The organism is Nocardia sp. NPDC102475, assembly GCF_055584605.1.
Window position 1 is genome coordinate 1 of record NZ_JBVJLS010000041.1, and the last position, 22750, is coordinate 22750.

Here is a 22750-nt window from a genome sequence, read left to right on the forward strand (position 1 = left end):
TGCCTCAAACGCTATGTGACGCGCCAGATCTACCGAACACTCAGACAGGTCCCCGAGACGGCTTGACAAACATAGAAGCCTCCCGGGATGTCCGGAGACTTCATTCCTTGAGGAAGGATGAAGTCTGTGAGTTCGAAGAAGTACCCGCTGGAGTTGCGTGAGCGGGCGGTGCGGATGGTCGCGGAGGTCCGTGACCAGTACGAGTCGGAGTGGGCGGCGATCGGGGCGGTCGCCGAGTTGCTGGGTGTCGGGACGGCCGAGACGGTCCGTAAGTGGGTTCGGCAAGGCCAGGTCGATGCGGGTGCGCGGCCCGGGGTGACCAGTGAGGAGTCCGCGGAGTTGAAACGGCTTCGCCGGGAGAACGCAGAACTCAAGCGTGCCAACGCGATTCTGAAATCGGCGTCGGTTTTCTTCGCGGCCGAACTGGACCGGCCGCAGCGCTGATCGTCAGGTATATCAGCGAGCATCAGGGCCACCGGGTGGACGGTGGCCTGCGATGGGGTGTCGAGTCGATCTGCGCCGCGCTCACCGAGCTCGGCGTCAAGATTGCCCCATCAACGTATTACGAACAGCGTCAGCCCGTTTCGAGTGATCGTAGTCGGCGTGACGAGGAATTGAAGGTGGAAATCGCGCGGGTTCACCGTGAGAATTACCGCGTCTACGGTGCCCGGAAGGTGTGGCTGCAACTGAACCGTGAGGGTATCGGTGTGGCCCGCTGCACGGTGGAACGGCTGATGCGGCAGCTGGGGCTGCGGGGCGCGGTCCGTGGGCGGGTCAAGCGCACCACGATCGCCGATCCGGCCGCGCAGCGGCCAGCGGATCTGGTGCAGCGCAGGTTCGGGCCTGCGGCGCCGAACCGGTTGTGGGTGGCCGACATGACGTATGTGTCGACCTGGTCGGGTTGGGTGTATGTGGCGTTCGTGATCGACGCCTACGCGCGCCGGATCATCGGCTGGCGCACCGGCACCACGATGACCACCAGCCTGGTTCTCGACGCGATCGAGCACGCGATCTGGACCCGTGAAAGAGCGGGTTGGGATGTGAAAGATGTTGTGCACCATACTGATAGAGGCAGTCAATATACATCGATCGCCTTCACCGAGCGCCTCGCCGAGGCCGGGATCCAGCCGAGCGTAGGCGCGGTGGGATCGAGCTTCGACAACGCCCTTGCCGAGACGGTCAACGGCCTCTATAAGACCGAGCTGATCAAACCGCGGGGGCCGTGGCGCAGCGTCGAGCACGTCGAGTTCGCCACCGCGGAATGGGTCGACTGGTTCAATCACCGCCGCCTCTACCAGTACTGCGGCGACGTGCCCCCGGCGGAGATGGAGGCCGCCTACTACGCTCAACACCCGGCCAGGCAAACGGCCGGGCTGTCACACCAATAAGTCTCCGGACTCACCGGGGCGATTCAACCGGGTTCCTTGTCTCGAGCATGCGGACCCATAGCCGCCATGAAGAAATCCGGGTCCGGCGGTACCAGATGCGGACCGTGCCGGCTGGTTCATTTGCGAATGAACGCGGAGGCAAAGGTGCGCAGTGTTTCTGGGTTGAGGGCATCGGCGAATCCGACGATCAGTTCATCGACTCCCGCCCGCTCATAGACATCGAGTCGTCGGCCGATCGTGTCGAGTGTGCCCACGAGTCCGTAGTCGGCAAGTTGGCCGGGAAAGACCATCGGAGCCCACGGCGGGACTGCCGCTCGGGCTTGTTCGTCGGTATCGGCGATGATGCAGTAGGACGTGGAAGTCTTTGTGATCGTGGAGAAGTCTCGCCCAATGTCGGTGCAGTGCTTGGCAAGGATGCCATACTTACGGGAGACGTCGTCCGGTGGTTCCTGCACATTGCACAGATCGCCGTATTTGGCGACGAGCTTGAGCGTGACCTTCTCGCCGCCGCCGGCGATCATGATCGGAATATGTGGTTCTTGCGCACCACGCGGCTGATTGATCGCCCCGTCGGCCCGGAAGTGGCTGCCGTCGAAGCTGGTTGCCTGCCCGGTCCACATTGATGTGATGATCTGTAGCGATTCCTCGAGTCGACGCATCCGCTCGGCTGTGGCCGGGTAGTCGTAACCGAAGGCGCGGTACTCGTCCTCGTACCAGCCCGCTCCGATGCCGAACTGCAAGCGCCCGTTGGCAATGACGTCGAGGGTCGAGGCCATCTTCGCCAACAGGGTCGGGTTTCGGTACCCGTTGCCAGTCACCAGTTGGCCGAGCTTAATGCTCGTGGTCTCCCGGGCCAGCGCGGCGAGCGTGGTCCACACCTCGAACACGTACGCGCCGGGTGGCCCGAAAGGCATGAAATGATCTGGAGCCCAGATTGTTTCGAAACCACACTGATCGGCGGTGACGGCGAGTTCGCGGATCGTCTCGAACGCTGCCACCGGGTCGGTGTAGCCGTAGAATTCCTGAGTGGTTCCGGTCGGGAGATAAAAGCTGAGTTTCACTGTGCGCCGGTCCTTTCGCGACTGTGGGCACACGCGGCTGGCGTGTCACTGGTTGAGACCATGCCCGCAGGTAAGAGGAATCGGGCTCACCGAACCTCACCGGTCGGCGACCCGGCGATCTCCGGGAATCCGAACGCAGGCACCAGCATGGGATCGAGGAATGCCGTGATGCCGGTGACATGGTGACCGTCGATAGCCAGGACCGCCACCCCGAACGCGACGAACTCGTCGTCGAGATGCTCGCGAAAGTAAGCGACAGCTGCCGGCTGACCGTTGGCGATTGTCGGATACATCCGGAAGTGCCCGGCCTCTGCGAGGACCCACCGAGCCAGCTGTGCGACACACGACCGCTTACCCGACTGCCACGAGCGCAAAGGAACGGATTCGAGAGTGGCGTCGTGTCGCAACAATTCGGCGAGGGCGGCGATGTCGGCGTACTCGAACGCCTCCATGTATCGCTGAAGCAGGGCACGGGCCTGCGGTGAATCCGGCTCGATCACGGCATCGTCTCTCGGTGTCACCTGATCGAGTTTGGCTCGGGCGCGCTGCAACGCGCTTTTGGCGGCCACGACGCTCATCTCCAGCATGTCGGCGACTTCTGCAGCCGGGTAGGCGAGCACTTCGCGCAGGATGAACACAGCTCGCTGGCGTGGCGGCAGATGTTGCAGGCTCGCCACCAGCGCCAGACGCAGGGTGGATCGGGACGCCACGATCTCGGCGGGGTCCGAACTATCCGAGAGCCGGTCAGGAAAGGGTTCGAGCCAGAGCGGACCGGGCTCAACCGGTTCAGCGAATTCCGTCATGGCCGGACCGAGTCCGGATGGCAGGACCCGGCGCTGCCGGCCCGCCACCGCCGTCAGACAGACGTTGGTCGCGATCCGATACAGCCAAGCGCGTACCGATGAGCGTCCCTCGAACGACTCCCAGCTGCGCCAGGCACGCAGGTAGGCGTCCTGGACGAGATCCTCGGCCTCGTGGACGGACCCCACCATCCGGTAGCAGTGCGCGATCAGTTCCGCCCTGTACATCTCGGCCTCGCGCAGAAACTCATTCCGGTCGATCTCGGGCGAGACTGTCGGTTGCATGGCAGCTCCTTCGGCAGTGGCCGGTGTCATTGGTGTGGACCCTCACAGCGGCCGAGATTCACCGGTAGCCTGAGGCCGCCTGTTGGGGGCTCGCATGGCACGTCTCGAACAGCCACTGCCCGTAATGCTGGGCGAGCACCCATGTCGACCGTTCCCAGAGTTCGGCCGGAGGTACGTCGGAACCGGAAAGCACCGTGACGCTCTTGGCAATCGCAATGGCCGTATCCGGGGTGAGAAACCGGATGTTCTGCACTTCGTGGACGCGCCGCGAGTTCTTCAGTGGGCCCGCGAACGCAGCCCCCCATCGCTGCTCGAATGCCATCCCGATTCGGCAGGTAGATGCCCGGTAGGATAACGGTCGCACCCTCGGCATAGCAGCTGACAAAAGCTTCGGTGTCGCCTTTCGCCCAAGCCGCGACGGCGTCGTCGAAGACGGCGCGGATGGCGGTATCCGCCTCGGCCGAGGCGCTGGAGGCACTGTCTGCGGTCATGGTCTTTCCCTTCGGTCGCGAACGTGCCACCCCAGTCGGTGGGCACCTCTCGCAATAGAGACCCGAGTGGTCGTGCAAAGGAATCGCAGCCATCTGACACCAATAACTACTGGTGCATCAGGGGTCCAAGGGCAGCGCCCGCCGGGCGGCTTTCAGGGTTGCGCCTTGAACGGCACGCCGAACGAGAAAGGCGAGCGCTCTCGCGAACGCTCGCTTTGTCTGCTTGTGCCGAGCGGTGTCGGCGGTCGAACAGGCCCGCCAGCCAGCCGTTGATCGGCCCGACAACGACATCCTCGCGCAGGTTCACCGTTCGAGGATGCTCCTGTAGCACAGTGCTTCCGGCAGTGATGGTTTTGGCGCGGCATCGGTAGTACACGGCGTCACGAACCAGCTCCGCCTGCATCTTTCGGCCGCACGCGTCGCAGCGCACAAGTCCGCCCGTCGTGCGGCGGTATTGATGGGTGCTGCCGATGCAATGAGCAGCGTCGCGGGCAGCTCTGCCTTCATGTTCCACGATCTGCTCGCCTATCGTGAAGACTCCGAACGTAACAGCCGCAAGGCGCTGGGATCACGAACCTTCGACACCGCCCGTCGAGAAGGCGCAGCGATGGACTTCGACGCAGCGGTGTCTTTCGCGCTCGGCAAGGATTCCGAAACCTCAATGCCGACAGCACATTCGGACCGGCAACTGACCAAGCGAGAACGCCAAGTCGCAGACCTCGTCGCCCAGGGATGGACCAACAAGGCGATCGCCGCCAAGCTGGTGATTTCGCAACGCACCGCCGAAGGCCATGTCGAACACATCCTGACCAAACTGGACGTCACCTCGCGCGCCCAGATCGCCGCATGGGTTGCCGGGCAACCGCCAGTGTGAGCCGGCCCCGTCAGCCGCTGCCCGTTCGCGGCTCACTGGTCATTCGTGTCCTCGCGCGGTTCGGGAGTCAGGCGAGCACCCAGTTCGGGGAAGGTCGAACATGACGTCACGGCCGACCCAGGGCCGGACCCCAACACCGGCATCGTCCGGGGCCGGATCGTCTATGACACATCGGCACGTCAAGAATTATTGACACAAGGGTCAAATATGTTGTTGTGTCTGGCTGATCTTTTGCGGCGCGGAACCACCTCCGCCACGGAGCCCATCTGAGGATTCGTCCTGGCCGATCCACACTGTCTTGGCGTTCATGAACTCCCGCATACCGAGGTCGGACAGCTCGCGTCCGTAGCCGCTGCGTTTGACGCCGCCGAAGGGGATCTCGGGGTAGCTGGTCGTATTGCCGTTGATGAAGGCCATGCCCGACTGCACGTCGCGGACAAACAGCTCGCGTTCGGCCTCGTCCTCGCTCCACAGATTCGCCCCGAGTCCGTAGGGGTGCCCGTTGGCCTCCCGCAATGCATCCTCCAACGAGGAGACCGTCCACATCTGCGCCACGGGGCCGAAGACCTCCTCGTGGTACATCCGCATCTGCGGCGTGACGCCGGTCAGCATGTCCTCGAGCAACTCGCAGACGACAAGGTAGCCCTGTCGTCGAAGCAGTGAGCAACGTCGAAGCAGACTACAGCTCTCCCATGCACCTGTTCGACGACTACTCCATTAGTGCTGGCCGGGTAATTACTGGAGCGAATCCGGCAAGTGCGCGTAGCGCTGTTGAGCGGGTCGTGAAGGCCTTCGATTGCCTTCATCAGGCTGATGACTGTAAGTCGGCGCGCGGGTGCCGACGGTGCTTGTGGGCGTGTCCGGCTCTTCTGCAAACGCATCTGCAAGCGCACAACATCGGGCCAAGAGCAACATTGTCAACAACACGTTGGCGACACCTGCCCGGCACCACGTCGGCCGAGTTGTCGACACCGTTGACCGGTGAGGTTGTCGCCCAAATCAGGGGCTCTCGGCACCGCCGGAGCCTGTAGCGGGGTTGCTCACCCCGTTCGCGTTGAAATCGTGGCACCGGGCTGGTGCGGACAGCGGTAGCGTAATGGTCAGCGTGCGGTCGTTTCGACCGAAGCGGCGAGGACAGCAGACACCAATCGCGGTGGTAGCTACGCGATGGCGCGAGTTGACCTCGACCGGTATCCGTGAACAGCAATTACTGGCTTGTGAGAAAGACCCGCACTCATGACCGGTCACATCACCGACCGCGAGGTCGAATCCCGCCGCGCATCCCACCCCGATCCCGGGGATGAATTCTTCGCCCTGTTCCTGGACCCGACCCGGACCTACAGTTGCGCGTTCTGGACTCACCCCGACGACACACTCGAACAAGCTCAACTCGCCAAGATCGACCTGGCTCTGAGAAAGTGCGACCTGCGGCCGGGCATGACTCTGCTCGATGTCGGGTGCGGCTGGGGATCAGTCATCCTGCGCGCCATGGACACCCGTGAGGTGAACACGATCGGGTTGACCGTCAGCCGCAGCCAATTCCGATACGTGCGCGACCAGCTCATCGACCGGCTCGTGCGGGGCCAACCCTGCGGCCGGGTGTGGCCGCAGAGTTGGGAAGACTTCGACGGCCACGCCGACCGCATCGTGTGCATCGACGCCTTCGAACACTTCCACCGAGACCGCTACGCCGACTTCTTCGACTTCGCCTACCGCACCATGCCCGCCGATGGAGTGCTGCTGTTGCAGACCATCGTCGGCTACCACCGTGACGAGCTGCAGGCCAACGGAATGCAGCACAGCAGTATCGACGACGCGTTCATGCGGTTCCTCACCGACACAATCTTCGCCGGGGGCCCGCTGCCGCCCCCGACCGGACGCGACCCCAAAGGCGTCACCGCCTACGCCGAAGACGCCGGATTCACCGTCACCGGCATCCAGGCACTGGGACCGCACTACGCCACCACCCTCGACCACTGGACCGACGCCTTACACGAGCACCGCGACCGCGCCATCGAGCTCACCGGGCCGGACGTCTACAACACCTACATCCGGTATCTGACCGGCTGCGCCGACTACGCCCGCCGCGGCCACATCGACGTCATGCAATTCACCTGCACCAAACCCAGCGCATCGCAGTAAACGGACGAACAAACGTTCAAAGCACACCGGCCGGGATCGGGCGCGCATGTGGTGTGTCGACCATGAGCGTCAGGTAGCCAGGACCGACCGCGACTGTCACGATTTGTCCAAGATCATCCGGGCGGGTGCGGGCGCACAGTTAGGCTCGAGTGCCAGCGTTTTCGTATTCGACGACACCCTCCTGGAGGGCATGATGGCGAAACGGTTCGACATGGCGGTGGGCGAGGCCGGGCGCATCCACAAGACCAGCAAACAAGAGCACGACAAGATCCGCACCGCCACCCCGCAATTGGGCTGGACATTCGTCGCCGCCTACGAGGACGAGGTCCACACCGGATGGCACACCATCATCGAGACGGTCGAGGACCCCGGGTGGGCCGCTGTGATCGACGCCTACAAAGACAGGACCGGGCTCGACGTCGTGGCGATCGGCGTGCCCAACGACTACCCGTTCCCGGACTTGTTGGCCCACAACCCCTGGGTCCTGCCCGCCGCCGAGTAGCACTGCCCCGTTTTTCCAGTATCCGATACAGCGCGGCCAGCGGCAGGCCAACCCCAGCCCGCCTGGTCGAGGCGGCCCGGCGGTCAGCACACCACGATCGGAAACCACAAACTCATCGGCCATCACACAACTGCTGCGTCCGGGATGATGGAAAGCCCTTCAGCATCAACCAGCTTCTTGATGCCCGCACCCGGTTCGCAGCGGACACCACCGGATACCTCGATGTCTCACAACGCATCGAACACGATGTGCACCTGGTGCATATCGACGGAGCCGAAGATCATCACAATTGCGCGGCGGTGCTGTCATATCCGGAACGCCAAGTGGAGCACGGGCACCTAGCCCTGACTCGAGGGGCGAGAGGTGTTCACCACTTCGTGCTGGGCGCCGTCACCGACGAACTGCGCCGCCGCATTCCTCAAGCAAGGTTGTTGATACAGGCCATGAACGACAGCCTCGCGGGCGCTCGGACCACCCACGGGACAGGCGTCAGCATCGTCTGGCGCCTCGACAACCCCGATCCGGACCTGAACCGGCTGCCGAGCTTGGTCGAAATTCCATTCTTCCAACACCTTTCCCGTCATCTATGCGGCGGTGAATATCTCGGCGGTATCGAGTAGTCCGTCACCGTATCCGTCGTTGCCGTAATTGCCACCGGCGACGAGGATGCGCCCGTCGGTCAGCACCGCCGAGGCGAAGTCGTGGCGTCCGGTGGCCATCGCGGCGGTCGGGGTCCACACATCGATATCGGGCCGATAGCGGTACGTGGAGACGAAACCACAATTGATGCTGTGCTCGTCGGCGCCGCCGAAGACGAATACCGCACCGGATTCCAATGCGACGGCGTGGTGTCGGGTCCGGCCGTGCGGGAGGCGCGCGGCCGTGGTCCAGCGGCCGGTGATCGGATTCCAGCGTTCGACCGACGCCAGTGAATGGTCGTCGGTGATCGGCCCCGGCCCGGGACTGCTGCCGCGGTTTGTCCCGCAGATGGCCAGCGCACCGCCGTCCGGCAGCGGTACCAGCCGATGCCAGGCCCGCGGCACGGCCATTGTGCCGGTCGCACTCCAGGTTTCGGTACTCGGATCGAAGATCTCGCAGAAGGCGAGCGGGGTGTAATCGAAGTCACCGATGCCGAGATAGCTGCCGCAGACCAGTACACGGCCGTCGGCGAGCAATACCGCCTGCGGGTCGACCCGGGCATCGATCATCGGGGCGATCATCCTCCAGGTGTCGGTGCCCGGGTCATAGATCTCGACGCTGTCGATCGCCTGGACGTACCGTCCGCGCACTGTACCGCCACCGGCGACCAGCACCCGGCCGTCCCGCAACTTGGTCGCGCTGTGCCCGAACCGGGGCCGAGTCATGGATGTCTGTGTCGGCGTCCACTTCTCGGTGCCCGGGTCGAACCGCTCGGCCGTGCCCAGCACCTCGAACAGGAACCGGTAGACACCCTGGATACCGCCCGCCGCGAGCACCGACCCGTCCGGCAGACGGGTCAGGCTGTGCGCGCGACGGCCGACGGACATGGGCGTGGTCGCTGTCCACGTCACGGTCTCCGGCCGGAACAGCGCCGCCGTCGCCATCGCCTTCGAGGACGCGTCCGAACCGCCCGCCAGCAGCGCCCCGCCGTCGGCCAGTCCGGCCAGGGCGCCGTCGGATGCGAAAAACCGGTTCTCCGGCGGGAGTTGGCCCGCCGAATCCCAGACATCGATCGCCACCCGTGTCATCGCGTTCCCTCCGGTGGTGTGTAGAGCTCGGTGGTGTCGGTGAGGTTCCAGGTGTTCTTCGACTGGTCCAGATCGTCGACGCCGCCCGCGACCAGCACCCGGCCGTCGCGCAGCGGGACCGCGGCGAATGCCCAACGGCCCGTGCGCAATCCGGCCGCCCGGCGCCAGCCGCGCGTGCGCGGGTCGTAGAGGGCGCAGCTGCGATAGCCGACCGCCAGCGCTGGTGCGCTGCCGCCCCCGACGACCAGGACCCGCCCGTCGTGCAGCGGCACCGCGCGATGCCAGAGCCGGGCATTGGGCAGATCGGCGTCGCGGGTCCAGCGGCCGGTCGCCGGATCGAAACGCTCTGCGGTCCAGTCCCCGTGGGCGTTGTAGACCCAGCCGCTGACCATGCCGGACCAGCCGCCGCCGGTCACCAGCACGGTGCCGTCGGCGAGCACGGTCGCGGTGTTGTTCCACCGCGGCCGGGCCATACTCCCGGTCGGGGTCCACGTTCCGGTGTGTGGATCGAAGATCTCGCACAGCGCGAGTCCGGTGTAGCTACCGGCCCCGACCGCCGATGCGCCACCGATGACCAGCACCCGGCCGTCGCGCAGCAGGACCGCGCGATGTGTGTCGCGGGCCTCGTTCATCGGTCTGGTCGCGGTCCAGGTATCGCCGGCCGGGTCGTAGATCGCGGCCTCGGCCGTACTGGCGAAGGTGCCGTGGCGCAGGGTGTTCCCACCCGCCACCAGGACTCGGCCGTCGGCGAGCCGGGTGGCGGTGTGCGCGGAGCGTCCGGCGGCGAATTCACCTGCGGGCGACCAGCTTCCCGCGATCGGGTTGTACCGTTCGACGGTCGCCAGCCCGGGCGGATCCGATGCCAGCCCGCCCACCGCCAGCACCGTGCCGTCGGCGAGCATCGTCGTGCTGTGGGCGTGCCGCGGCACGGCCAGCGAACCGGTCGTGGTCCACACGCGACCGACCGGATCGAAAACCGCGCAGGTCGGCACCGGCGCGAACGTGGTGTCCGTACCGCCCACGAGCAGTACGCGGCCGTCGTCGAGGACGACCGCATTGTCGTCGGGCGCCTGCAGATTCACCGCGACGGGCAGCCGCCCCGCCGCACTCCACGCGCCACCGCCCGGTACCCGGACGACCGGGGCCTCCGATTCCGTTGCGGCAGTGGGGTTCACGAAGGTCGTCACGGTGTGAATACCTCCGCGGTAGCTGTGACATCGTCGACACCGACGATGGCCGCCGCGGCACCCGAGCGCACGACCCCTCCCGCCGCGAGTACCTTGCCTCCCGCCAGCAGTACGACGGCGGGCGCCCAGCGGGGCACGGCCATCCGTGCCACCGCCGACCAGGTCTTGCCCGCGGGATCGTAGAGCAGGCAATCGCGATAGCCGGTGTCGAAGACGCCGCTGTCGGTACCGCCCAGCACCAGCACCCGATTCGTGGCGGGCAGCAGGATCGCGCGATGCTGGCTGAGCCCCCAGGGCATTTCGGTATCCGGCGCCCAGCTGCCCACCCCGTTCGCGTCCAGGGTGAAACGTTCGCAGGTGGACAGGCTGTAGGTGCTGATCTGCCCGTCGTACGGGATCCCGGGCACGTCACCGCCGATGGCCAGCACCGTCCCGTCGTTCATCAGCACCGCCTGATGACCCTTGCGCGGAACCCGCATGCTGGCGGTCGTGGCCCAGCTCGCCTTGTCCGGTCCGGTGCTCGGATCGAGGATCTCGCAGTAGGCCAGCGCCGCGTACTGGCCGCGGCCGAGCATCCACCGGCGACCAGGACGGTGCCGTTGGCCAGCAGCGTGGCCGAATGCGAGAAGCGCGGTTCGTTCATGGCGGCCACCGGCTGCCGGACCCACCGCTGGCCGGGGTGAACATCTCGGCGGTGTCGGTACCGCGCGCCGGGACCGACACCGGCCCGGTGATGCCGCCGGTCACCAGCACCCGGCCGTCGCCGAAGGAGGTCACCGCGTGCAGCCGCCGCGCGCTCTGCGGCTGACCGGTGGTGGGCGTCCACATGCCCGAGCCCGGGTCGAGAAGTACCGACTGCGGCAACGGATTTCGCCGCCCGTCTTCGCCGCCGGTCAACAATACGTGACCGTCGGGCAGTGCGACGGCGGTCGTGTCGGGCTGGGCCCAGAACCCCGCGGCGGGCAGTGAGCCCGCCGTCGCGGTCCAGGATCCGGGCGCGGGTGTGGTGTCGGCTCGAACCGTCCTCAGCCGCAACCGATCCAGAGGCAATGCCATATCAGTTCCTGTCTTTGAGAGTGAAGGGGCAGACCAGTAGCAGGTCGAGAATGGCGTCGGGATTGAGCCGCCCGTCCGCGGTGAGCAGCCGAGGGTCGAGTTCGCTGATCGGCGCGGTGACGACCCAGTTCTGCCCCGTATCGGTGATCTCGATAGATTTCACGGTCGCGAATCCGGCTCGGGGCAGGCCGTTCAGGGTCGGATCGGCCTTCAGGCCCTCGTTTTGCGCGGCACTACCGACGGTGAGGGTGGTGTGCAGCAATTGGTTGTTCGGCCGCGGATAGCAGTCCACGTACCGCTTCGTGCCATCGGGGATCAGCTCCTGGGACAGGACCAGCACCAGTTCGGGATTCGACACGGTGTAGCGCCGGTCCCGGAACAGTTGGGGGAAGCGGGATTTCGATAGTACGAAGGTCGCCGACGCGGTACCGCCGGCAGGGGTGCCCAGGAACCGGTCCCACTGATCGGCGAATTCGCGCCGGGCGCTGAACAACCGCACCAGGCCCTTACCTCCCCCGCCGCGAACCCAGTCGTCCAGCGCTTGCTTCATCGCACCGACGGCGGCGTTGCCCAAGGCGGATCCACCGTCGCGCGCGGTATAGCGCAACTGCAGCACCACATCGGTGATGGTCTCGTAGTCGAACTGCCGGAACTCGTTGGGCAGCGACAACTGCCACCGGCTGATGGCGCCCATTCCCTCGAACGGCAGGAACCGCTCGTCGTGCAGATTCGACTCGAACAGACCCGAATCGTCCTGCCCGGTACTGGTGACGATGGACTCCACCGGCCCGGTGTAGTCGCGGAATCGGGTGTCGGTGCCCTTGGCGCGCGGATACTTGTTGTCGTTCAGCCGCGAGTCGACCCGCACGCTGCTGTCGAGCAGTGTCGCGGTGAGGTTCACCCCGGCGTAGGGGCCGGCGACGCACGGGACGGTGATCGCGAGGCTCTTGATCCGCCGGAAGTAGTGGCCGGGCGTATCGAGATCGAACAGCGCCTCGGGCAGGCTGACGTAGCAAGTTCCGGTCTCCTTCAGCCGCAACAGCGCCCCGGCGTCCAACTGCGCCAGCGAGATTCGCTTGGTCAGCTCGAATTCGCGCGCATTGGCCTCGAGATAGGCCGCGTCCATCCGGTTGAGGTCGGCCAGCAGCCGCTCACCCGACAGCAGGCCCTTGTGCAGACTGTCCCAGTAGCCGAAGTTCACGAAACCCGATTCCGCCACACCCAATTCGTGGCGATAGGCCCGTTCCGCCCGCTTGGCCACGTCGTAGGCCAGCTGATACGCCTGGAAATACAAGGTCGCCAGCTGGCCGACCATCCAGTCGTAGAGCTCCTGACCGGTGAACTTGCCGTGCAGGAACTGATCGATCTCCTTGGCCTGGGTGATCTCGGTGGTGTGATTGTCGCGCTCGTAGGTGGCGATCTGCACCCGCACCGAGGCGGCCAGGATCTGCTTGTCGGCCTGATCCATCTCGATCTGCGCCTGGCTCGCCTGGAAATCCCAGTCGTCGGCGCGCCGGCGATAGCCGCCGATAGTCGCCGCCAATGCGCCGCCGCCACTGGCTATTCCGGAGATGATCCCCAGCGCCCCGGCCAGATTCTCCAGCGACTTGGACACATTGCGGCCGCCGTAGGTGGCGCCGACGGTGGTGACGAAACCGAGCTTCGCCTCCGGAATGTGTGCCGTGGCGGCCCCGGCGAGCAGGATGCCCTGGGCGACGGCCTGCAGTACCAGCGCGCCGCCGGTCAGGGCGGTGTGCGTGATCTCCCAGCCGTTCATGAAGTCCCGGCTCGAGTAGTACTCGTGCTTCCCGACCGCAAGGTCGCGGCCCTTCTTGGCCGCCTCCAATGCATCGCTCGCCTCGGAGACCTGCTGCTCCTTCACGTTCTTCACCGCGTCGAGCAGGGCCCGTCGATGACTGGATTGCAGTCTCGCCATCGCCTCGGCATCACGCTTCTCGAGCGCTACGAGCAGGGCCGCCCCGAAGTCCTTGACCTGTGCGGCAACTTCTTTCGCCTTGGCCAGGCTGACCGCGAAGCGGTAGCGCGGTACCGGTGCGCTGATGTCGTCGAGCACGGTCGTCAGATCCAGCCCCGACGCTGCGGCGCGCACCAGCAGATTCGGGTCGATCACGCTGCCGAAACTCGCCAGCGGCCGTGCGACTCCCGCGAGATTGCGGCCGGTGCGGATCTTGAACAGCCGATCCTCGACGATGTCCCAGTAGGCCAGCAGCTTGTCGTTGCGTGGCACGCGGAAGTAGTCGTACCAGCGGGGTCCGACGCCCACGGTGATACCAGGCGAGACCGCCACGTCACGATCGACCGGCACCAGATGTTCCGCGGCGACGACCGGAGCGGGCGCCGGGCCACTAGTCTTCAACCGCCGGAAACTCTGCGCGGCAACAGTTGTGGTGTCGAAGACCTCTTCCGGTCGTCGGCCCAGCAGCTCCGCCGCCAGGATATAGAGCTGAGCGGCCTGGTTCACCGACTCCCCGGTGTCCTGCCGGAACAGCTGATCTCCCCAGGCGATCAGATTGTCCAGGTACTTCATCACGATCGCCTTCTGATAGGCGACACTGCGCAGCCGGGCGACCACATCGGGCTGGAAGGGACTGGCCAACCAGGCCCGTACCTTCTTCTGTTCGTCGGTATTGCCCTCGGCAAGACGCTTCAGGATCTCCTCGATGCGCTGGTGGTAGTAGTCGCTGTTCGGATCCGACGGGTCACCGGCGGTGAGGAAGAACGGTTTGGTGCGCCAGAAGCGCTGGGGTGCGGGCAGACCCGAGCGGTCGGTGGGGTCGAAGACGCAGTGGAACCATTTCTGGGCCTCCTCGAACTTCTGATTGGTGCCGAGACGCTCGGCCATCATCAGCGGGAGGTGGAACAGCAGTTCCCAGTTGTATTGGGCGTAGGGGCCGCCGTCGGAGAAGTCGACATCCTCATCGGGGTACGGCGTCCCGAAGATTCGCGTCCCATCGCTTATGCCGTAGATCTTCTCGAACAGGTATGTTCCCGAATTCCGGCCCGACTGCAGCTGGAAATCGCGCGCTGTCATGGCATCGAGGCCGTTGATGGTGAGCGCTGCCAGCAACTGCTCGACGAACGGGTGGTAGAACGCCCGTGCCCGCATCCACGGGTGCGTGTGCGGCGCAGGGTTGGTGATGTCGACGAGGAAGCTCCTGATCCCGTCGGACAGGAACATGAAGAAGTTGGCCCAGTCGAGCTGCGGGCGGTGCGAGAACAGGACGCGCAGTGGCGGACTCGGCACCTTGCTGACGATGATCTCGAGCGATGGGGAACCGTCCGGATCTCGATCGTCACCCCACATCATCAGGCCGCCACCTTCGAACTCGTTGTTGAAGGTGGTCATCGCGACCGGGCCGTCGATGATCAGGTTCTGATCCGCGGGTGCGAGTTGTGCGACCTCCATGCGTCCGCTGCGGGCGCTGAGCCGGAACGAGCCGCGCGGCATGCAGCCGTAGTCACTGGGCCATCCCGAATCCGGGGAACTGTCATGCACTCCGACGTAGTGGTTGTACGAGACGTGGATGACGAGATCGCCGCTACCGTCGAATTCCGGATCGAACCTGTAGTAATTCGTCGAATCCTGTTTGAAGTCCACACTGAGCGTGAATCGCGGACTCGGCAGGAACGGCTTGGTATTGACCGCGCCCTCGGAGATCCGCTTCGCCTGCCAGCCATCCTGATTCAGGCGACTCCACTCCATCTTGATATTCCAGTAGCGCGGCGCAGACTGCATGTGATGGTCCGAATCCGGCAGGTGGTCGATCTCCTGCGGATCGTTGGCGGGCGCGAAAGTCGGCCAGAACAGATACAACTGCTTGTTCCAGACGACCGGCACGAGGTTCTCACTGCCGATATCGAGATCGACCTTCTTCCACGCGGTCCAATACGCCCGTTGCTCCCAGGTCCGGTAGTAGTAGACACGCGGTGTGGAATCGTTGCGTGCGAAGACATAGGTGACCCCGGTGTCCTTGTCCCAGTAGGTACCACACGGATGCAGCCGGGCGACTTCGGACAGCTTCTCGAGATATCGATGCGCCGCCGCGGTCACATTCTCGGCGGTGATCTCCTTCTGCATGATCTCGTTCTCCAGATCGGCGAAGAACGAGGTCTTGTCGGGCCGCAGATTCGGTTCGAAGTAGTTCTCCGGATACAGGAAAACCTTCTGATTGGCCTCCCACAGCCGGTACTGCTTCATCCACTCCCACTGCTGCCACAGCGACGTATCGGCGGTCCGCACGTGCTGCTCCAGATTCAGCAGGCAGCGCTGGACGAACAGTTGCACGCTGTAGATGGCCTGGGCCGTGCGGGAAGTGAGCTGGGTCGCGCCCATTTCCACGTCGAGCAAGAAGTAGTCGTGCAACCCGTTGGCATCGTGCCATTCCGGTGTGTTGTCGCCTGCCAACAGCGGATTGGCCACCAGATAGGAGACCAGCGCGCCGCGCTGACGTTCGCGCAAGGCGTCCTGCATCGGCGCGGCCACAACCGGCCAATCCGTAAAGGAGTATTTGGCTTTCGCCGCCTTCCAGGCCGCCTGCGCGGCATCAGGCCCGACATTCGCGCGCAACCAGGACGGAAGGCGATCGACGGTGACGCCGAGCCCCGACAACAGCCGGGCGGCCGCTACCAGAGCCGACAGATTGCCGGTGCCGGTGAAACGCTCCGGCGCCACCAAGCCGAGCAGCTCGCTCAGTCCCGCGGTGTCGGCGCGATTCCAGCCCGTGGCGATCGCCAGCGCCGCTACCGCCTCGGCCGTGGTCGCCCCGGTTCGCCGCGCAGCGGCGAAAACCGCTGCCAGCGTACGGAATCCACCCGGAATTGTGCCGCGTACCCGGATCAGTTCGAGCAGCCGGACGAAGTCGGCGAACAGCGGAGACGCCCCGGATGCGGGTGCCGCGGGCAGTGCGTTGAAGTCCAGCCACGCCGAGCCCGCGGCATGGGTGAACAGGAAAGGGATCTCCGGCGCGGTCACGGCCAGTTTGGTCATGACCAACGCGACCCGATGGACCAGGGCCAGCGAGGTGAGCTGCCGGTCGAAGCCCGCACGGCCGATTGGCACCGCGGGATCACTGCCGACGAACTGCGGAGCCAGAAAGTCCTGCAGCGCAATCGAAACCGAGCTCGAGCGCAGCCAGGTGCCCAGCAGCAGATCCGCACCGGCGGGATCCAGCCCGGCAGCCTGCCCCAGCTGCTGTTTCACGGTGATCTCGCTGAGCGAGCGGCGCAGCACCGGGTTGAGCTTGCCGAGCACCCGCTCGAAGCGCAGCGCAGGGCCGAATTCGCCGGTGTCGAAGAAATCCCCGGCATCTCGGGCGGTCAGCAGGACATTATCCGGGGCGGCCGGTGCCTCCTGATTCTTCATCAGGTCATCGACGGCGGCGACGTAGGTGGTGTCGCGGGGCGCGACCGCCCGCAGCGCCTCGGCATCGGTCTCCGACAGGTATCCACGCGATTTCAGCGTGTGATCACTGATGTCGTAGTAGACCTTGCCGACGAGCGCCTTCGGGGTCTCGTAGTTCGCCGGAAGTTGCGCCAACGCCGTGGCGTACACCGGAATTCGCAGTGCCTTCATCCGTCCGGTGACGAATGCGCGTGGCTGATCGTAGAGTGCGCGCACCGCCGTCTGATATGCGGTGTCGGTGGAGGCCTGCGCCTTCAGCGCGTTGTACTGCGCGGTTGTCATCGGCCCGAGGAACAGCAGCGCGTTCTCGTCGGAGCTGTAGCGCACCGGCATATTCGACGGCAGCGTTACCGACACGGGCAGCACCGCGAGGTCGGCGCGATAGGTGACGGTGCCCAGCAGGGTCGCCACCGCGTCCTGGGCCAGTGCCGGATCCCAGCCGAGCAGCGTCAGCTGCTTGCGGGTGAGCTCGCCGTGTTCATCGGAGGTCTGACCGGTCTGCTGATAGACCGCCTGCAGCGCCGTGCGCAGTATCGTGAGGGTGGCGATGAGCGCGGCGTCGGCGGGGATCACCTCCTCGGTTACCGACGTCGTGTTGGCGAGCACCGCGTCGAGTTCGGCCACGCCGAACCCGGCATCGCGAATCATTCGCACCGCATCCAGGAAGCGCTCGGTGACGACCGACTGCGCATCGGTGGGCGGCAACGGCGCGACCTCGACAGAGGTCGGCGCGTCGACCGGTGCCCCGCCCGCGAGCTCGGCCTCGACACCGCGCGTGAACACCGGCAACTCTCGCGCGAGCCCCGGCAGCACCGGCGCGCCACCGGACGGCTCGGACTCGGAGCCGGCACCGGCGAAGGCTGCCGCCAGCAGCGCGAACGGGCCGCCGTCGCCGTACAGTTCGATGAGCCGCAACAGATCCGGAATGGACAGCGACAGGGCCCGGGCCAGGGTCACGGTGCGCACCAGCGCGGACAGATTCGCCAGGTTCAGCACCTGATCGGGTGTCACCGAACGCGGCCCGGTGGTCAGCGCGGCCAGGTCTGCGTCGGTGATCTGCAGGACGCCCATCAGCGCCGCGGTGACCGGTGCCGCGGTGATGCCGCCGACCACGTTCAGCTCGGCGCGATCCGGGCGCAGTGCGAACGGATTCGGCACACCGGGTTCGGTGGTGACGACTGCGGGATCAAGGAACAGTCGGTCGAACAGCGGTGGCTCGGAATCGCTTGGGTAGACCCAGGTTTCGATCACGTTGTAGAAGGTGAGCACCTCGTCGACCGGAAGATCCAGTCGTGCCGCCATCCGCCGTATCGCGTCGATGCCGCGCAATGTCGTGCGATCGAGCCGACCGCCGTTGTTGGCACCGAGGATCGCGCGATCGAGCTGCGTGGCCGGCCAGCCGAGAGCGCGCTGGAGTCGGACGAACCGGTGTATGCGGTCCAGGGCACCGATGTCGAGCCCGGTGAGCACCATCCTGTCGGTGTTGTAGGGCTCTGCGGGCGTCGGCGAGATCTTCAGCGCGCCGGTCGGATTCACGAATCGGGTTTCGAGCAGCCGGGTCAGCTCGGTGTACCGCATCGATCCCACGTCGAGGATCTTGCGAACGGTATCCAGCTCGTGCAGCAGATCGGCCGTGGCAGGCCGGCCCCAGAATTCGGCGAGCGATCGGGGCGGAGTCAGCTGTTCGCCGACGATGATCTGTGCCGCGACCGTGGCGAGACCCAGACGCTCATCGGTGAGCAGATTCGGCGAATCCGCTGCGGCGCCGAGGGTTTCGAGCAGGGCGTTCCGCGTCGCACCGGCGCGCGCGAGGTAGACGTCGGTCTGCTCCCGGTACAGGTCGAACGGCAGATCCCAGGGGAATACCGCCGAGCGCAGCATGTCGTAGGCGCCCGGATTCACATGCTGGGGCTGCACCCGCAGCGTCGCAGCGTCGCCGCTGCTCTGCCGCTGCTCGCTCGGTACCGCGCTGCCCGGCGCGACCGCCGATTCGAGCAGTTCGTTGATCAGATCCACATACGGAAGGCTGAGATCGGTGTTGTCGTCGCCGAGTTCGATATCGGCCAGATCCGGTCGGCGGACGTACAGCGCATTGGCCACCGGGCCTTCGTCCTGATCGTTGCCGCCGCCGAGCCGCCGCAGGAAATACAGCAGATCGACGAGGTAGGCGGGCTGGCCGTAGACCGACCGCGAGGAAGCGAACGTGCCGTAGTCGGCCGAGCCGAACAACTCCTCCCAATCCGGAATCGGCTGTGTCGAGGGATCCGCGGCGCGGGTCGGCAGCCAGGACACGTCGAAATGCGCGGCCTGACGGAAGTCCGCGAGCAGATTCGCCGCGGTGGCGTGCACCTCGGTCGCGCGGGCATGGATGCGGTGGGCCTCGTCCTCGTCGACGGTGCCGGAGACCATGCGCGCGAACATGTCCGGACCGAGTTCGGCGACCGACCGCGCCGAGGTGAGGCCGTTGTCGCGCAGAGCCTGCATGGCGTCGAAGCGCCGGGTGATCTTGAAGGTGCGCTGGATCTCACCGAGTTCGCGCTTGGTCAGCTCGTCGGCCACCGCCGTCGCGGTGACCGGTGTGCCGAGTATCTCGAAATCGGGGTTGTCGGCGAGGAAGCGTGCCGCCGGGGTGTCGACATGTTCGGCGCGAGCCGACATTTCGTGCGCCAGATGGGATGCGGGGAAGGCGTCGATCACGCGATCGTGCAGCCGCTGCGCGTAGGCGGCGGAATCCTCGGCGGCCGAGGTCGCGGCCGATGCGGCGGGAATACCACCGCCGCGTTCGATCAGCCCCGCCCACCGCGTCTCGAGGGTGACCAGCTCGCGCGGGTGCTTCAATCGCCCGGAGTCGAACTCGCCCAGCAATTCTCGCACCAGCGGCAGGTTGTTTTCCGTAAGGTCGCGCAGCTGCGTGGCCAGCCGCAGTCGCTCGAGATAGGGCGCGGTCGCATCGTCGGGCACGAGCCCGGTCGCCGTCTCGCCCACTGCGCCCGGATCGTCGAGATGCACGGCATACAGACGCTCGCGGGCGTCACGGTCCGGCACCGCCACGACGAACAGTTCGCCTTCCGGCGTGGGTTTCGTGTCCGGGTCGACCGCCGCCGCGATATGCCAGGCCCGCACCGCATCGGCGAAAACTGCTGCGCCATCCGCGGATTCGATCACCGCGTCCACCGCGGCCGCGTCGAGAGCCTCGGCGATCTCGATCGGGCGCCACCGGCCGAGCGCCACCGGATCACCCGGAAGACCCCGTCGGGCGGCACCGTAGAACAGTTCGGCCGGCAGGCCGGTCTCCTCGGCCGCTCGGGTGGCGGCCACCAACGCCCCGACCTGCCCGTCCTCGAACCGGGTCGCCCGCGCCAACGACCGGCAGTCGGCATCATCGAGACCACCGATCGAACCCCGTCGAGCAGCGGAGCGACCGCCGCCAGCAGCCGCGCGTATTCCGCCCTCAGATCGGGCGGAAGGTGCAGATCGACCCGCCGCTGACCCGTGCGCACAACAGCGGCCGCGGGCCGCCCGTCGACACTCACCCGCACCGTAAGCCCCACCGCCTCGGACGAGGCCGAGTAATCGACCCGGTATTGCCCGTCAGCACCGGTAATACATTCGCCCAGCGGAACTTCCGACCGCAGCCGCCGCTCGAAGACCGAAACTTCCACGCCCCCGGCGAGTCCACCGTTCGAATCGCGCACGGTTCCGGCGACCACCATACGGTTCCCGACAGTCACTTCGGATGTCATTACTACCTCTTGTTCGTCTCGTCGTATATGTCGGTTTGTTCTCAGGCGGCGGGTCCGAAGATGGGCCTGCCGTTCAGATAGACGGCGCCACCCTTCTTCTCGTATGTGCCGGAACCGAATGCCGGGTTATAAGCGGGGATCGACGCGCCCTCGGGCAGCTTGTTGAAATCGGTGATGACCGTTCCGCCGGGCACGTACTTCAGTTGCCCGTCGGGATTGAGATCGCGGCCCTTCCACAGTGACCAGAGCTCCGCTCCTACGCCCAGCAATCCGAGGCCGACACCGAGTACGGTGTTCAGGCCGCCGACGACCTTGTCGAATTTCACCCCGGCCGTGGGTGCGACCGTCGGCGCTTTGGGGGCGGGTGTGGGTGAGTTCTGCGGGCCCTTCAATTCCACAATGGGCTCATGGGCTTTCGGCGGGCCCATCTCCATGGGCAGGGTGCCCTGTTCCGACGGGGGTGCGGCCGGTGCGGCAGGTGCGGGCGTCGCCGGTTTCGCCGATTCGGCGTGGGCTGCAGTTTCGGGAAATGGCGTGAGGGCGTTCTCCTTCGGCGGCTGGGTGTTCTTGAACTCGGGCTGTTCGAAAGCATCCGAACGGGCCGGATGTGGATTCGGCGGCGCATTTTTGGGCGCATGCGGATCAGCGCTCTTGACCCGCTTGTACTCACCGGCCGCCTGGGCGGCCTTGCCCGCCGCCCGGTCCTCGGTCGCACCCAACCGCCTGTTGTCCGAGTAATCCTGGGCGTACACCGGCCCCGTCTCGCCCGCCCGGGTCAGCACGAACGGCTTGATATGGCCCGCGTCCACCCTGCGCGGTCCACCCCACAGATCGGAGGCCTTCTGGAGATTGAAGCGATCGATGTCATCGATCCCTCGCCCGGTCCGCGACGCGGTCACATTCTGGTGGTAGGGCGTACTTTCCCAGAATCCCATCTGGGGATTGCGCAGTGGTCCTTCTTTGGCCGCGTGGCCGTTCGGATCGACCAGGCGAATCGGATTGTTCCGCACATAGGCGAACAGATTCGTGCCGTCGACGAATCCGGCCGAATCGGCGGCGGTCCAGCGCCCGAGCCAGGAGGCGTAATAGCGTGCACCGCAATAGTGCAGCCCTGTTTCGGCGTCCCTCTCCTTTCCGGTGAAGCGGTAGCGTTTGAGGCTCGTCTGGGCCACGCTCGTCGAAGAGTGATAGGCCGTGGTCCCGAGCGGGTGGTACTCCTCGTAGGACAGCAGCGCGGCATGCTCGTCGAGCTCGACGGTCGAGGACTCCAGATGGTCGGCGAGCTGGTAGCGCTGCGCCGGGTCCGGATTCGGCAGGGCGACACCGTTGTCCACCACGGTGGTCTCCACCAACGCCACCCTGCGAGTGCCGTCCATGACATGCAGGCTTTCGCGGCGCATGCGAACGGCTCCGGCAACCGCGCGCTGGTAGATCTCGTTGCCACCCAGATAGATCCGCGTATCGGAGGTCGCATTGGCGCGCACGGTGGCCCGCACCCGCTGGCCGGTCCCGTCGTATTGGTAGTAGGCCGTCCCACCACCACCCAGATCCGCTCGCACCAGCCGGTTTTCGGCATCCCAGTCCATGGTCCGCAGATGCGGCATCGAGGTGATGTTGCCGTTGGCGTCGTGGGTGTAGGTCGCCGAGAACCGGTCGTCGGCATCGCCGGGCAGGCTCGTGGCGAGCATGCGGTTGCTGTCGGTGGCGTTCGAGTGGCGACGGGTCCAACTGCCGCCGGTGGCGGTGTGGGCCACGCGGGTGAGGTTGCCGCTGTCGTCGTAGCCGTAGGTTTCGAGATAGGCGCGCAGCGCGCTGCTGTCGTTGACGTGCGGGATCGGGGCCTGAGGTGGGTCGGCGGGGCCGGGCTGGGTTGTCTGGCCGATATGTTCGCGACCGGTCGCGGAGGTCAGGCGGTAGATCGGATCGTAGGTGTAGGTACGGGTGGAGCCGACGGCGGCATTGTCGAAGAAGACCGTCGGCACCGAGGGGTCGGCGGTGATGCTGATGTTGCCGACGGGGTCGTAGGTGTAGCGCAGGGCCTGCAGCACGGTGCCGGTACCGGTCGTGTCGAT

Annotated in this window: 15 protein-coding genes and 1 pseudogene; 5 read left to right on the forward strand and 11 right to left on the reverse strand. The window is 65.8% G+C overall.

What is annotated here, in order from left to right; genetic code table 11:
- Positions 1-117 precede the first annotated feature (117 nt).
- Positions 118-1388 (forward strand): IS3 family transposase gene (locus tag ACZ60G_RS41770; RefSeq protein WP_465817630.1). Its coding sequence is split into 2 segments (ribosomal slippage): positions 118-436 and positions 436-1388, totalling 1272 coding nucleotides; the frame shifts between segments, so codons are not numbered across the junction.
- Positions 1389-1504: 116 nt separating this feature from the next.
- On the opposite strand, the gene ACZ60G_RS41775 is transcribed toward ACZ60G_RS41770, so the two are convergent.
- The 4 genes and pseudogenes from ACZ60G_RS41775 to ACZ60G_RS41790 form a co-directional block, all read right to left on the reverse strand.
- Positions 1505-2449, reverse strand: coding sequence for an LLM class F420-dependent oxidoreductase (locus ACZ60G_RS41775; RefSeq protein WP_465817632.1), 945 nt, complete (start codon positions 2447-2449; stop codon positions 1505-1507).
- An 86-nt stretch (positions 2450-2535) separates the two neighbouring features.
- A complete protein-coding gene (locus ACZ60G_RS41780) occupies positions 2536-3534 on the reverse strand; it encodes a sigma-70 family RNA polymerase sigma factor (protein WP_465817634.1) in 999 nt (332 codons plus the stop codon).
- A 58-nt stretch (positions 3535-3592) separates the two neighbouring features.
- A complete protein-coding gene (locus tag ACZ60G_RS41785) occupies positions 3593-3856 on the reverse strand; it encodes an SgcJ/EcaC family oxidoreductase (RefSeq protein WP_465817636.1) in 264 nt (87 codons plus the stop codon).
- Positions 3857-3869: 13 nt separating this feature from the next.
- Positions 3870-4118: pseudogene (locus ACZ60G_RS41790) on the reverse strand (hypothetical protein); the annotation flags it as partial.
- Positions 4119-4482: 364 nt separating this feature from the next.
- Here ACZ60G_RS41790 and ACZ60G_RS41795 point away from each other — a divergent pair.
- Entirely contained in the window at positions 4483-4899 is a 417-nt protein-coding gene (locus ACZ60G_RS41795; RefSeq protein ID WP_465817638.1) for a helix-turn-helix transcriptional regulator, read from the forward strand.
- A 201-nt stretch (positions 4900-5100) separates the two neighbouring features.
- Here ACZ60G_RS41795 and ACZ60G_RS41800 read toward each other — a convergent pair whose 3' ends face one another.
- Complete coding sequence (locus ACZ60G_RS41800) at positions 5101-5511, reverse strand: aldehyde dehydrogenase family protein (RefSeq protein WP_465817640.1); 411 nt, start codon at positions 5509-5511, stop codon at positions 5101-5103.
- Between the two features lie 624 nt (positions 5512-6135).
- Between ACZ60G_RS41800 and ACZ60G_RS41805 the strand changes: the two genes are divergently transcribed.
- The 3 genes from ACZ60G_RS41805 (at position 6136) to ACZ60G_RS41815 (ending at position 8163) form a co-directional block, all read left to right on the forward strand.
- Positions 6136-7041, forward strand: coding sequence for a class I SAM-dependent methyltransferase (locus ACZ60G_RS41805; protein ID WP_465817642.1), 906 nt, complete (start codon positions 6136-6138; stop codon positions 7039-7041).
- Positions 7042-7144: 103 nt separating this feature from the next.
- Positions 7145-7543, forward strand: coding sequence for a hypothetical protein (locus tag ACZ60G_RS41810; protein WP_465817644.1), 399 nt, complete (start codon positions 7145-7147; stop codon positions 7541-7543).
- 257 nt (positions 7544-7800) lie between these two features.
- Complete coding sequence (locus tag ACZ60G_RS41815; protein ID WP_465817646.1) at positions 7801-8163, forward strand: hypothetical protein; 363 nt, start codon at positions 7801-7803, stop codon at positions 8161-8163.
- Here the strand turns inward: ACZ60G_RS41815 and ACZ60G_RS41820 are convergent.
- The 6 genes from ACZ60G_RS41820 to ACZ60G_RS41845 all read right to left on the reverse strand — a co-directional run bounded on the left by ACZ60G_RS41820 (position 8128) and on the right by ACZ60G_RS41845 (position 22726).
- On the reverse strand, positions 8128-9270 hold the full coding sequence (locus tag ACZ60G_RS41820; protein ID WP_465817648.1) for a Kelch repeat-containing protein: 1143 nt from the start codon (positions 9268-9270) through the stop codon (positions 8128-8130). The genes ACZ60G_RS41815 and ACZ60G_RS41820 overlap by 36 nt on opposite strands.
- A complete protein-coding gene (locus ACZ60G_RS41825; protein WP_465817650.1) occupies positions 9267-10457 on the reverse strand; it encodes a Kelch repeat-containing protein in 1191 nt (396 codons plus the stop codon). Before ACZ60G_RS41825 ends, ACZ60G_RS41820 begins: the two co-directional genes overlap by 4 nt.
- A complete protein-coding gene (locus ACZ60G_RS41830; protein ID WP_465817652.1) occupies positions 10454-11032 on the reverse strand; it encodes a Kelch repeat-containing protein in 579 nt (192 codons plus the stop codon). The genes ACZ60G_RS41825 and ACZ60G_RS41830 overlap by 4 nt, the downstream gene beginning before the upstream one ends.
- A gap of 64 nt (positions 11033-11096) precedes the next feature.
- Positions 11097-11513 (reverse strand): Kelch repeat-containing protein, encoded by a 417-nt coding sequence (locus ACZ60G_RS41835; RefSeq protein ID WP_465817654.1) that lies wholly within the window; start codon positions 11511-11513, stop codon positions 11097-11099.
- Position 11514: 1 nt separating this feature from the next.
- Complete coding sequence (locus ACZ60G_RS41840; protein WP_465817656.1) at positions 11515-20298, reverse strand: Tc toxin subunit A-related protein; 8784 nt, start codon at positions 20296-20298, stop codon at positions 11515-11517.
- A gap of 421 nt (positions 20299-20719) precedes the next feature.
- Complete coding sequence (locus ACZ60G_RS41845; RefSeq protein ID WP_465817658.1) at positions 20720-22726, reverse strand: RHS repeat-associated core domain-containing protein; 2007 nt, start codon at positions 22724-22726, stop codon at positions 20720-20722.
- Positions 22727-22750: the final 24 nt, after the last annotated feature.